Genomic DNA, 13,152 nt, shown 5'->3' on the forward strand with positions numbered 1-13,152 from the left:
GCCGTACAGTAATTCGACGGCGCGTCCGCACCCGAATTCTCAGGGAATTACGCGGGTTCCTTTCCGCGCCCACCCCGCGTCCACACATCTTGTGCGCAGGTAATTCGAATTGACGACACAGGGGTGTCGTATGCCCCATTTAGCCAGGATGAATCGGGACATCGCGGGTGAGATGGCGGTCGCTGGGTGTGCGCATCATCACGTGGGCGACGAGCCCGAGTTCGGTAAATCGGGAGTAATCCAGGGCGACAACCAGGAATGGCTGCGGGAGTGCCGGATCCTGGACGCCGCGTACACGGTCGTGTCCTGCTGAAGCGGCTGATCATCGGCGTCCTGGTGCCGTATGTCGTCTTCGAGACCGTTCATCTGGCGGCTGACGACCCCGATCTGGAAGCTGGCGCGCTCGCCGTTCGCAGTCGCCCTCGGCATCGCCATGCTGGCGTCCCTCACCCCCGAACATCGGTGACGACCTCGATCTGCGGCGCGTCCTGCAGTTCCTGCCGTACTTCGTGCTCGGCCCGTGCATGAAGCCCGAGCACTTCCAGCTGGTGCGCCGCCGCTCGCTGCGGATCGCCGCGGTGCCGGTGTTCACCGCCGCGCTGCTGGTCGGCTGGTGGGCGGTGCCGCGCATGAACACCGCGTGGTTCCACCACCGTGACTCGGCGCAGGAGCTGGGCGCGCCCTGGTGGTGCGGCCCGGTGCTGACGCTCGCGAAGACGGGCTGCTCGCTGCTGCTGACGGCCTGCTTCTTCGCCTGGGTGCCGCACCGCACGAGGTGGTTCACGGCGCTGGGCGCGGGCACGCTGTACGGCTGTCCGCTGCACGGCTTCCTGGTGCAGTCCGCCGACTACCGCGGCTGGTTCGACCACGCCCGGCTGCGCCGCCCACTCGGCGAGGTCCTCGTCACCCTCCTCGCGGGCACCGCCGTCACCGTGCTGTGCACCAAGCCCGTACAGCGGGTCTTCCGGTTCGCGATGGAGCCGAAGACGGAGTGGGCGTCCAGCAGGACGCGCCCCAACGCGCCCGCGACCGGGAGCAGGTGCCGGTTCCCCCGGGCCAGGCGCCTCAGTTGCCCTTGAGGTGCGTCACCAGGCGTTCGAAGTCCGCCCAGCCCGAGAGGTCCGAGGGGTCGCCGGGGAAGGAGTAGTACAGCGCCGGACGCCGCTTCGGGCCCAGCTCGCGCGGCGGCGTGGGCAGCGGGGTGCGCCGGGCCCGGTCGCCGGGCATCTCCCGTACCTCGTCGGCACCGAGGACGAAGGCGTACGGGACGCCGGGGCCCTCGAAGCGCGGCGGTACGGACAGATCACGGCGGGCCCTGCGGACCTGGACCAGCATCGACTGCAGGTCGTGCCGGGTGGCGAGGACCTCCGCCGCCCGAATCACGTCGGCGTCCGTCGGCACCTCCTCGCCCGGGCCGTAGCCGAACGCCAGCGTGACGTCCTCCTCCACACCGCCCTCGGTACGGCTGATCCGGACCGTGGCAAGGCCCGGCCGCTCCGGGCTGCCGACGACCACCAGCCAGGTCGGCTCGGGTGCCCGCTCGTACGCCACGTCCGTCAGCTGGCGCACCGACCAGGGCAGGTTGGCGGGCTCCTCGGTACCCCAGCCGGCCGGCGGCTCACCGGTGAGCTCACGCCATACGGCTTCCAGGGCGCCGCCGAGCACGAGCCGCTCGTCCGCCGGGTGGATCGCCCGGAAGGACACGGCCAGTTGGCGTTCGCCGTCGTCCGCGACCACGGGGGCGAAGGAGTCGGCCATGGGGGTACGAGGGTCCTCCGGCGTGGCCTCCGGGGACTCGACCGGCATGAACAGGCCGTTGGCCCAGTGCAGCACGGCTCCGGACAGGCCGTCGTAGTAGCCGTCCTTCTCGTCCTGCACCACCCAGCGCGAGGGCCAGCCCGGCAGGTTGTTGCGGACCGCCGGGGACAGACGGGTGCCGGCGGGGGTGACGATCTGCAGGCCGAGGTTGGCCTCGGCCACGGCCCGGAAGGCGTTCGAGAGCCAGGCGGTCATCGCGACCACCGGGCGGTCCTGGATCACCACGGCGACCTTGTCGGTGAGCACGTCCACGGCGGGCTGCGCCGCGGCCGGGGTCGGCACCGCGCGCATCCCCTCGGTCCTGACCACCGCCAGGGACCGCGTCGCCTCCCGCGGCCAGGCGGTGCCGCCGACCAGGGTGGCGATGCGGGCCGCGAAGGTCCCGGCGAGCTGCTCGGCCTCCTTGACGCCGGTGGTGGCACGGGCCTCGGTCCACCAGTACGGCACCTCGGGCTCACTCGCCCCGAGCAGCCGCTGCGCCTCCCCCCTGACCTGCACCAGCAGGGGTGCCTCGACGGAGACGAGGGGGCGGCCCTGCTCGTCGCAGAGCTGCACCACCGCACCTTCCCCCTCGACGCCCGCCAGCATGTCCGGGCCACCGGCGAGCAGTCCCGCGAGCACGCTCAGCGGGTCGGGCATGGTCCTGGTGAGAGCGACGACATCCTTCGTCATGGGTTACCTCGGCCCCTTACCTGTTACCTGTTCCCCGCCTACCGGTTCCCCGTGTAAACGGTCTGGATGAGCCGGCTCGGCTCGCCCCTGCGGACCAGGACGCCGCGACCGGGCGGCTGCTGACCGGCGTACACACCGGGGAAGAGCTGGCCCTCGCTGCGGTCGCCCGCCATCACCAGCGCCGAGGCACCGGACTCGCGCAGGCTCTGCAGCAGCGGCTCGTACAGGCCGCGTGAGGCGCCCGCGACCCGGCGGGTGAGGACGAAGTGGAGGCCGATGTCCTGGGCCGAGGGGATGTACGGCAGGAAGGGCGCGAGCGGCTGCTGGCCCGCGGTGGTCAGGACGTCGTAGTCGTCGACCAGGATCACGATCCGCGGGCCCGACCCCCAGCTGCCCGGTTCCAGGTCCTCGCCGTCCGCGCCGTCGTCGGGCAGCCGCTTCTCCAGTTCGGTGGCGATGCCCGCGGACAGGCCCGCGCACAGCTTGGCGTTGTAGGCGTAGCCGCCCCGGTACTCCTCCGGGATGGCGCCGCGCAGCCCGCGCCGCGGGTCCATGACGCCGAAGACCAGTTCGTCCTCGCTGTAGCGCTCGATCAGGCCCTCGGCGACGGCCCTGAGGAGGTTGGTCTTGCCGCACTCGCTGTCGCCCATGATCACGAAGTGCTGGTCGTGCTGGAACAGGTCGAGCAGGACGGGCGCCAGCTGGGTCTGGTCCAGGCCGATCGGGACCCGGCGCGGTTCGGTCGCCGGTCCGGGCAGCAGGTGCGGCTCCAGGACGTGCGGCAGCACCCTGACCGGCTGGGCGGTCTCGCCGGTCCAGGTGGCGCGGATCGTACGGGCCGTGCGCTCCAGGACCGCACCGAGGTCGGCCGTGTCGGCGACGCCGTCCGTGCGGGGCAGGGCGACCTGGGCGAAGAGCTTGCCGTCGGTGAGGACGCGGCCCTTCTCCTCGGGCGCGAGGGTCTGGGCGAGCTTGCGCTCGATGCTGGACTCGCCGGGGTCGTTCAGCCTCAGCTCCACCCGGGTGCCGAACTGGGACTGGGCGGCGATACGCACGTCGTTCCAGCGCAGCATGCCGGCGACCACGTGGATGCCGTAGCCGCTGCCGCGCTTGAGGATGTCACCGACCGCGTCGTCGAGTTCCTCGAAGTCGTCGCGCAGGGCGCCGAAGCCGTCGATGAGCAGCACGATCTCGGTGGAGGCCAGCTCGGGGACGCGGCCCGCGGCGCGCAGGGTGCGCAGCTGCTCCAGGGAGTCGACGTTGTGCAGCCGGAACAGATCCTCGCGCTGGTCGAGCATGCCGCGCACGGAGTCGATGGTGCGGGCGCACCGCTCCCGGTCCGCCCGGCCGGCCACCCCGCCGACGTGCGGCAGACCGGAGAGCGCCTGCAGACCGCCGCCGACCAGGTCGAGGCCGTAGATGCCGACCTCCTGCGGGGTGTGGGTGAGCGCCAGGGACAGGGCCAGGGTGCGCAGCAGGGTGGTCTTGCCGGACTGGGGGCCGCCGATGACCGCCGCGTGGCCGCCCGCCATCGTGAGGTCCAGGTACCACTGGCCCTGCCACTGCCGGGTCGGGTCGTCCAGGATGCCCAGCGGCACCTGCAGCGGGCCGCGGCGCCGGGCGAGCTGCATGCCGCGCGGGCCCACCTCGACGGGCCCGGCGACCTGGTCGAGGGCGACGCCGTCGGGCAGCGGGGGCAGCCAGATCTGGCGTACGGGCCGGGCGCCGGCGTCCTCTAGCTGCCGGACCATGACGCCCATCTCGGTCGGCCCGGTCTCCCGGCGCCGCATCTGCGGCTCGGCGGGTCCCGAACTGTCCTCCTGGCCCAGGGAGTTGTACGTCGTGTACGCCAGGGCCAGCGGCCCGGTGTCCTCGGTGTCCCGCTGGACGGGGCCGCGGTAGGCGCCGGAGACATAGCCGGCCTTGAACCGCTCGTAGTGGCTGGTGTCCACCTTGAGGTAGCCGAAGCCCGGCAGCGGCGGGAGGTGGAAGGCGTCCGTGGTGTCGAGGACCGTGCGGGACTCGTCGGCGGAGAAGGTGCGCAGGCCCAGCCGGTACGACAGATAGGTGTCCAGGCCCTTGAGCTTGCCGCCCTCGATGCGCTGGCTGGACAGCAGCAGGTGCACGCCGATGGAGCGGCCGATACGGCCGATGGACAGGAACAGGTCGATGAAGTCCGGCTTGGCGGTGAGGAGTTCACCGAACTCGTCGATCACGACGAACAGGTGGGGCAGCGGGTCGAGGTCGGGGCGCTTCTCGGCGCGCAGGGCGGCGTAGTGGCCGATGTCGGCGACGTTGCCCGCCTCCTTGAGGACCTGCTGGCGCCGCTTGACCTCGCCGGCGAGCGAGGCGTGGACGCGTTCGACGAGACCGGCCTGGTTCTCCAGGTTGGTGATCACACCCGCCACGTGCGGGAGGTCCGCGAAGGGGGCGAAGGTGGCGCCGCCCTTGTAGTCGACGAGGACCAGCGCGAGGTCCTCCGGCGAGTGGGTGGCGACCAGCGCGAGGACGAGGGTGCGCAGCAGCTCGGACTTGCCGGAGCCGGTGGCGCCGACGCACAGGCCGTGCGGGCCCATGCCCAGCTCGGAGGACTCCTTCAGGTCGAGCAGTACGGGTTCATGGCTGTCGCTGACGCCGATCGGGACGCGCAGGAAGGCGCGTTCGGCGCGCGGCGCCCACAGCCGGGCCAGGTCGAGCTGGGCGACGTCGTCGATGCCGAGCAGCTCCGCGAAGTCGACCGGGCCGGTCAGCGGGGCGTCGACCAGGGACTCCGCGGACAGCCGCAGCGGGGCGAGCATCCGGGCCAGGCCCTCGGCGAGGGCGGTGCCGACCTCGTCGACCGTGCCGTGGGCGCTGATCGGCTCGGCCTCACGCAGGTCCTCGATGACGATCCGGGCACCGTCGACGGTGATGCGCACGCCGACGCTGCCGGGCTCCTGCACCCGCTCGTCGAGCAGGTGCAGCACGGTGACGCCCATGTCCCGCAGGCCGACCGCGTCGTCGGGGCGCGGCAGGTCGACGGCGTCGTCGCCGTGCGCGTCGGCGAGAACGAGGAGCCGGGAGGACATGGCGAGGGCGTCCTTGCCGGACAGACCGCGGCGCACCTCGGCCGCGTAGGAGGCGCGGCGGCCCAGCTCACCGCCGATCTGCCGGGCGAGCTGGGGCAGCGAGGGGGCGATCCGGCGGGCGGCGACCGGGCCGTCGAACTGCTCGGCGTCCAGCATGTGCGGCAGCCACTTGGCCCACTCCCAGTCGGCCACCCGGTCGCCGGGGGCCGCGACGGCCATGGCCACGTCGTCGGGCGCGTGGGTGGCGGCGGCCTGGACGAGCAGCGCGCGGGCGACCCGCAGGGTGTCCTCGCGCGGGCCGATGACGCTGATGTTGCCGACCCGGTCGAGCGGGACGGTCAGCGGGAGTTCGGTGCCGGTGCTGAAGCGGGCGGACAGCGCGGAGGCCTCGTTGAGCATGAACTGGTCGGGCGGGGTCAGCACGGACGAGCCCTGCTGGGCGACCTTCAGATCGCGTACCGGCATCTGGCCGGTGCCGACCCGCACCCGCAGGAAGTCCCCGTCCACCCGGCGCCGCTCCCACAGCCGGGCGGGGTCGCGCACGATGTCGTACAGCGCGTCCGGCGGCGGATTGAGCACCTGGGCGCGCTCGCGCCGTTCGCGCTCCTCCTTGGCCAGCTGTTCGCGCAGGTCCTCCAGGTAGGCCAGGTAGGCCTCGCGCTGGGTGCGGCGGGTGCGCTGGGCCTTGCCGCGCTGGGAGAAGGCCATGGCGAGGGAGCCGGCCAGGGTGACGACGAGGATGATCGCGCCCAGCCCGGCGAACTGGCTGTTGCGCACGATGGTCATCATCACGACGGACGACATGACCCCGGCGACGGGCAGCAGCGAGTGCATGATGGAGCCGGCCTTGCCCTCGGGCAGGTTGGGCGGCGCCTCTATGGTGCGCGGCTCGGGGGCGGCCGGCGGCCGGGTGGTGCGCGCGGGGCGGTGGATCAGTCGGGTGCTCATCTTCGTTGCCTCGTCCTTGAGTTCCTCGGGTCCCTTCCTGTCGGGCGGTCAGCGCTGCTTCTGGGAGAGCTGGAAGACGTCGGCGGCCAGACGGGTGGCGGACTGCCGGGTGGCCCGGGCGAGGAGATCGGTGCGGATGGTGCCGCCGGCCGCGAGGTGGCGGTCGTAGGGCAGGACCGCCACGGTGACTCCGGCCGCGGTCAGTTCCTCGGTGGCCTTGTCGAGGTCGAGGCCGGGGTGCGGCGTGACCTCGGTGAGGACGACGACGGTGGAGGCCAGCACATGCCGGGGCAGATTGCGCATCCACTCCAGGACGGCGCGGGTGCTGGCGACGCCCTCCAGCGTCGCGGGCACGGTGAGCACCCGGGCCTGTGCGGCGGACAGGGCGGTGCGGGCGACCTCGGCGGGCAGGGTCTCGCAGTCGACGACGGTCACCCCGAAGTAGCGGCGCAGCGCCACCATGACCCGCTCGTAGCCCTTGGTGTCGAGCATGGCGCCGACCTGGCCCTGGCTGCCGGGCAACAGCCAGGCGTTGCCGGGGAGTTGAACGAGATATCCGGTGACGTCGAGCAGCGACATCTGCGGCTCCACCAGTGCGGCGAGGTCGCCGGTGGTCCAGCGCAGTGACTCGGCGCCGAGCCGCAGCGGCAGCGAGCCGAGCGCCGGGTCGGCCTCGACGGCGAGCACCGGGTCCTGGCGGTAGTGGGCGTAGGTGGCGGTCAGCAGTGCGGCGACGGTCGTCTTGCCGGAGCCGCCGCGGATGGAGGTCACCGCGATCTGCCGGCCGGTGGTGACCGCCTGCTGCAGCACCTCGGCGGTCGCCGCGGTGTCGGCGACCTCACGGGCCGCCGAGGAGGCGACGGTACGGCGTACGGCGCGCAGGGCACGGGCGCTGAACGCCTCACCGCGGCGCGGCTTCAGCGCGGCGGAGGCGATCCGCTTGTCGAGCACCGGCCGGGAGTCGGGGGTGCCGCGGCGGGCGGCGGGCGCCTGCTGCGGGCGGGCCTGGGCCTGCTGCCGAGCGGCGTGCTGCTGTTGCTCGGCATAGTGCTGCTGTTCGGCGTACTGCTGTTGCTCGGCGTATTGCTGCTGTTCCGCGTAGTGCTGCTGCTGTTCCGTGTACTGCTGTTGCTCGGCGTGCTGCTGCTGTTGGCCGTACTGCTGCTGCTCCGCGTACTGCTGCTGGCCGGCGTAGCCCTGCTGCTGGTACTGGCCCGACGGGTCGCCGTAGGCCTGCTGCTGCGGGTAGCCGTACGCCGGGGCGGGACCCTGCGCGGGTGAGCCCGGCTGTCCCGGGTCACCGGCTCCCTGTTGTTGCTGCTGCTCCGGTGCGGGCTGCTGGGGCGTGCCGCCCCTCAGGTCGCGCATCACGTCGCTCTGCCAGTTGTCCCCGTTCGGCATGTCGCCCTTCACTCCTGCCCTGGCCTCAGAACTTGTTGAGCAGTTGCCCATAGATGCCGAACACCCCGACGGCGAGCGGGAAGAGCCCGATCACGCCGACGGACTCGATCAGATCGCCGATCCGCCGCAGCCGTACCTGCACATGCTCGGGCGGCTGGATCGCGAGGACCAGCAGCGGCAGCGCCGCCGCGGCGCACAGCAGCACCAGCGCCCCGGCGCCGCCCGCGTGGTCCGCCCACACCACCGCGAGCCGTACGACGAGCAGCGCGGCCCCGCCGAACAGCGCCACGACCTCGGCGACCAGCGGGAAGGCCCGGGCCCGGGACAGCAGCACGAGGGCGGTGAGCGAGGTGAGGGCCACCGTCCACACGGTCGGCCGCCCGGTCGCGGTCAGCAGCCAGCCGCCTGCGGCGGCCGAGACGACGGTGGCGATGGTGGCCAGCGCGAGCCCGCGGTGGGTCGCGGCGAGCGCGTTGGCGACCTGGTGGCGGCTGACCGAGGCGCCCGAGGAGCGCTGGTCGTCGAGTCCCGTCAGCCCCGAGGCCATCAGCGCGAACCGGGGCAGCAGGCCGAGCAGCACGACGGAGGACACGGCCATCACCGCGCCGAGCCGGTCCGGCCGGTCCTGTACGGCGGCGACGGCCTCCCACACCACGGCGACGCAGGCGCTCGCGCCGGCCCCGATGAGCGCGCCTCGGCCGAGCGGCGAGAAGTAGGCGAGCAGCACCAGGGTGAGCACCAGCGCCGCGACGACCCCGGCCAGCCGGGCCGGTCCTGACCAGCCGTAGGCGTCGGCGGCGGTCCAGACGGCGAGCACCCCGAGCCCTCCGGAGGCGAGCAGCAGCACCGTGGCGAGCCCGCGGTTGCCGTCGCCGATCTTCGCGACGAGCGCGCCGGCGGCCAGGGACAGGACGGCGACGGCCGCGAGCGCGGCGCCGACGGACTTGAGCGCGAACTCGTGCCGGGCCAGCAGGGCCGCGGCCACGGCGAACACCACGGTGGCCACCCCGGCGCTGGCCCGGCGGGCGGCGGGCCGCCAGCGCCAGGAGCGCAGATCGAGGTCGTCGGCGACCTGGTCGGTGACGTCGTGCACGACGGGCGCGGGCGGCGCGGCATGGGCGCGCACCAGCTGGAGGACGGCGCCGTCGGGTACCTCGGCCGACGACAGGGTGGCCTCGTGCGGCAGTACCGAGCCGTCGGAGGTGATCAGCTGCCGGGTCATGGGCCGCGCGGCTGCCCGGTCGTCGAGCAACTGCAGAATGTCGGGCAGCAGATGGCCGATCGGGGTGTCCGACGGCAGGACGATGTCGGCACGCCGACGCTCACCGACCAGCGTGACCCGGCTCAGTTGCGTCCGGGACGTCGTTGCTGTGCTCACCACTTACCGGAACCTATCATCGCGAAGTTGAGGCCGAGGATGCCGAGGACGGCTGTGCGGAGGGGGTGCCGTACTGCTGTTCCTGCTGCTGTTGCTGCTGCTTCTGTTTGGCCAGGGTGTGCTGCAGGAAGGACCATCCGACGCATCCGGCGCACAGTACGGCCGCGATGGCGATGCCCGCGAACACCTTGCCGAGCCGTTCGTCCGCGGAGCGCCGGGCGCGCTGCGCGCCGAAGAGCAGCGCGTCGCGCATCCGGCGCCGGCGTACCGCCACCGACTCCAGCAGCTGGCTGTCGTAGTCCCGTGCCATTGAGTTGGTCCTGTGCCTGTGCTCTCTGTGGGTCAGTCGTCGGAGATTTCGGATGTACCGGGGATTTCACGGCTCTCGGAGGTGAGGCCGAGGTACTGCCGCATGGTGGCGTACTTCTGCGTCAGCCGCCGTGCGGTGGCCTCGTCGAGAGCGGCCAGCCGGTGCGGGTCGGCGTTGTGCGCGAGGTCGGCCGCCTTGACGAGCCGTGCGCCCGGGGTGGCGAGGATCCGCTCCGCGTACGCCCGCGGCTCCTCGTCCGGCCGCTTGCTCACAGCCCGTACGACGTCCTTGGTGCACGGCGTGAGCGCGGCCGCAGCCAGCCACTCCTCGCTGAGCACGCCGTCCTCGACCGCGTCGTGCAGCCAGGCGGCGGCGACGAGTTCGTCACCGCCACCGCGGGCGCGTACGCCGTCGGCGACGGCCTGCAGATGTTCGGCATAGGGCCGGCCGGCCTTGTCCCGCTGTGCGGCGTGCGCGGCCCGGGCGACGGCCTCGACCTCGGCGAGCGTCATGACCGAAGCGGGCGGCCCGTCGTACGACATCCAGTGTCCCCCTCACTTGCCCGTGCAACATAGAACATGGATGCGCGACCGGCACACCCGGGGCGGCCGGGCTGCCGGGAACGACAGGCAAACCTCCGCAGAACCTGCACACCTAGGAGGCCGAGGCCTGTGCGGCGTGCCACGCGAGGAGCGCCACGACCATGGCGTCGAACAGACCGGACCGCACGGCCTCGTCCACCGTCCCCTCGCTGATGCGCTCGCCGGCCGCGAGGAGGGTGGCGGCGCGTACGGCGTCCGCGGGGCGCAGGCGTCCGCGGGGCGGCACCGTGGGATCGGCGCTGGCGCTCAGGCGGTGCTCCGGGGTGACGGCACCGATGCCCCACAGCGCCGCGACGACCCGCCACAGCGGCCTGCTGTAGAGCGGATACGCCATCTGGATCGCACCGTTCGCGTTCTTCTCGCCCCCGCCCCAGCGGACATCACGGTCGTCGTCGGTGAGGGCGGCGTAGGCGTCGGCCAGTTCCTGCCAGGCTTCGGCGTTGCCGTGGTCGAGCTGGGCGAGCAGACGCCGGTCGTCGGCCTCGGTGACGGTGCGGGCGAGTTCCTCGACGGCCTCCGCGCCACAGACGTCGACCGGGGGCCCAGTACCGGCGGCGCGAGCGAGCTCGGTCAGCGCGCCGGCCAGGGGGAGGCCCCGCTCACGGGTCTCCGCCACCTTGGCCGCCCATTCCTGCCCGAGCCGATACCCGTCGGCTCCACTCGCGGCGCGCTGGGTCCATTCCAGTGTGCCTGCCGCGTAGTCGGCCCAGACGTACCCGACGACTTCGCCGCCGGGGGTTTCGACCGGTATGTACTGGACGGGGTGCTGCACGCGAATCACGGTTCCTGGGCGAGGGCCTTGACCGCTGCGGAGTTCGGGGCGTCGGTGAGGGAGCCCGGCAGAGGACGGCCTTTGCCACCGGGCTCCGGTCCGGCCAGGAACTCGGCGAGGGCCTGGGACGGGCGGATACCCCGCGCCTTGGCTTCACGCAGCCGCCGGATCCAGGGCATGCCCGCGTTCACCCCCACAGGGCCCGCGGCCTGCCTCGGCACATACGCGGCGGCATCACCCTCGTCGCTGCCCCATACGTATCCAAGGACCGCGCCGTTCTGCTTTTCGACGACCGTGAAGTACTGCACCGGCTTGTCGGTCCTGTCCCGGTACCGCGCCGGACCGCCGGGCAACTCCACGAATCTCACGTCTTCTTCAAAGCGTGAATTGATGGGTCGTTCACTGCTCATGAAGTCACATTCCTCTATCTGCGCCTGACCTCAGTGAGGTTACGGCCTCAGCTGTACTTCTCCGTAAGCGTGGTACTGACCCGTCGTGTCTTGGAACACTCGCGTCACCCGGTAGCGCGTATCGCGGGCGAGGAGCAATTCCCGCTCCCCCTTGTTCACGGAGATGTGGTCGATCCACAGAGCGGGTGCACCCTTCGGCACACGCAGGTGCAGGATCACCGGCTTGTAGTCGAAAGCAGCGTCCTTACCGAGCGACGTGGACAGAAAGCCAGCGTCATGGTAGCTGTTGCCCTCCATCTCAAGCGGCGAGTCCAGATCGAGGTGATCAATCCCGGTGCCTCGGACGACCATGATGTCTTCGGGTACAGGGCGGTCACCCATGACCCGGTCCATGTTGTCGACCATGTCCTGGACACTGGGCTCCAGAGCCGCGGCGGGGCCATGCAGATCGAAATCCCTCAGCTGGCCATTGATGTGCTTGTAGTAGAAACTACTGTACCTTTCCAGCGCATCCTTGGCCTTGGGGTCGAGGTTGTCCAGGAAGTCGTTCCAGTGCGCGTCACCGTACGCCTTTCCTGCCCCGTTACTGCTGCTGGGCCAGGGGTTCGTCCCCCGCTCCAGTTCCGCCGTGGCCGCCGCGTGCCGCTCAGCGTCGGTGGCCAGGTTGTCGAAGTCGTCCGCCGACATATGCGGCTTGTACTCGAACGGCTCCCCGGCCCCGCCGTGCCCCGGTACGTCCGTTCCGGAGTGCCCCGGCGCAGCCGCGTCGGCGCCGTCGTGCCCGGCGATGTCCGCCGCGTCGTGGCCGAGGCCGCCGTGGTCGCCGACGTGCCCGGCGTCGTGACCGGTGCCGTCGTGACCAGCTCCGTGGTCCGGGTGGCCGCCGACGCCGGGGGCGTCGTGGCCGCCGGGGTGCGGGACGGTCGGGGTGTCGTGCGGGGTGGTGTGCGGCAGGTCGTGCGTGGGGGCCGTCGGGCCGGCGTGGTACCACGCCGAAGGCGTCGTACCGGCGTGCTCGCCCGCCGAGACCGCGTCGCCTGTGCCGTGCGGGATGCCGCCGTGGATTCCGCTGTCCGGGACATGCGGAACCCCGCCCTGAATACCGCTGTCCGGCACATGCGGAGCCCCACCGTGGATGCCGTTGTCCGGCACATGCGGCATCCCACCGTGAATGCCGTTGTCCGGCACGTGCGGAGCCCCACCGTGGATGCCGTTGTCCGGCACATGCGGGATGCCACCCTGAATGCCGTTGTCCGGCACGTGCGGGATGCCGCCGTGGATGCCGTTGCCGACGGGGTTCGGGATTCCGCCGTGGATGCCGCTGTCGGGGACGTGTGACATCCCGCCGTGAACGCCGTTGCTCACGGGCTGGGGGATCCCGCCGTGGATGCCGTCGTTCGCAGCCGACGGCATGCCGCCGTACACGCCGTCCGCCGTGTGCGGGAAGGCCCCGTGGCCGGCGCTGTCCGCCACATGGGGTACGCCCGCCGGTTCCGGGGCCGGGAGCGTCCAGTGGGACGGGAGCCCGGGGGCGACCTGCTTCGGGATCGACGTCGTCTCGACGTTGCCGGTGTGGTCGAGGAGATTGCCGTTCGGTTCCAGGACATGGCCGTCGGGCAGGTGCACGGAACCGTCCGGGATGTGCACGGAGCCATCGGGGAGGGTCGGGATGTCGATCTTCCCGATGCCCTTGATGTTCTTCGCGATGTCGCCGATCTTCGACAGGCCCGCGCCCGCGCCCTTCATCACATACGTCATCGGGTCGATGACCCT

At 72.0% G+C, this 13,152-nt stretch carries 9 protein-coding genes and 1 pseudogene; 1 reads left to right on the forward strand and 9 read right to left on the reverse strand.

Going from position 1 to position 13,152, the window contains the following annotated elements; genetic code table 11:
- Positions 1-309: 309 nt before the first annotated feature.
- Positions 310-1,147, forward strand: a pseudogene (locus AV521_RS27765) (acyltransferase family protein); the annotation flags it as partial.
- On the opposite strand, the gene AV521_RS27770 reads toward AV521_RS27765, so the two are convergent.
- From AV521_RS27770 to AV521_RS27810, 9 genes are all read right to left on the reverse strand, one after another.
- Complete coding sequence (locus tag AV521_RS27770) at positions 1,066-2,490, reverse strand: DUF6177 family protein (protein WP_076091832.1); 1,425 nt, start codon at positions 2,488-2,490, stop codon at positions 1,066-1,068. The pseudogene AV521_RS27765 and the gene AV521_RS27770 sit on opposite strands and share 82 nt — an antisense overlap.
- A 38-nt stretch (positions 2,491-2,528) precedes the next feature.
- Positions 2,529-6,506, reverse strand: coding sequence for a type VII secretion protein EccCa (gene eccCa, locus AV521_RS27775; protein ID WP_076091834.1), 3,978 nt, complete (start codon positions 6,504-6,506; stop codon positions 2,529-2,531).
- A 48-nt stretch (positions 6,507-6,554) separates the two neighbouring features.
- Complete coding sequence (locus AV521_RS27780; protein WP_256725695.1) at positions 6,555-7,907, reverse strand: MinD/ParA family protein; 1,353 nt, start codon at positions 7,905-7,907, stop codon at positions 6,555-6,557.
- A gap of 25 nt (positions 7,908-7,932) precedes the next feature.
- Entirely contained in the window at positions 7,933-9,288 is a 1,356-nt protein-coding gene (eccD, locus tag AV521_RS27785) for a type VII secretion integral membrane protein EccD (protein WP_076091836.1), read from the reverse strand.
- A 13-nt stretch (positions 9,289-9,301) separates the two neighbouring features.
- On the reverse strand, positions 9,302-9,595 hold the full coding sequence (locus tag AV521_RS27790) for a hypothetical protein (RefSeq protein ID WP_023550737.1): 294 nt from the start codon (positions 9,593-9,595) through the stop codon (positions 9,302-9,304).
- A gap of 32 nt (positions 9,596-9,627) precedes the next feature.
- Positions 9,628-10,137 carry an HD domain-containing protein gene (locus tag AV521_RS27795; RefSeq protein WP_076091838.1) on the reverse strand — a complete coding sequence of 170 codons (510 nt, stop codon included), beginning with the start codon at positions 10,135-10,137 and terminating at the stop codon, positions 9,628-9,630.
- 112 nt (positions 10,138-10,249) lie between these two features.
- A complete protein-coding gene (locus AV521_RS27800) occupies positions 10,250-10,969 on the reverse strand; it encodes a DUF6508 domain-containing protein (protein ID WP_076091840.1) in 720 nt (239 codons plus the stop codon).
- Positions 10,970-10,974: 5 nt separating this feature from the next.
- Positions 10,975-11,337: a hypothetical protein gene (locus AV521_RS27805; protein ID WP_256725696.1), complete on the reverse strand. Its 363-nt coding sequence runs from the start codon at positions 11,335-11,337 to the stop codon at positions 10,975-10,977.
- 81 nt (positions 11,338-11,418) lie between these two features.
- The coding region (locus AV521_RS27810) for an ADP-ribosyltransferase (RefSeq protein WP_305965191.1) at positions 11,419-13,152 on the reverse strand (1,734 nt) is incomplete at its 5' end.

This window comes from Streptomyces sp. IMTB 2501 (assembly GCF_001953885.1).
Classification (GTDB): Bacteria; Actinomycetota; Actinomycetes; order Streptomycetales; family Streptomycetaceae; genus Streptomyces.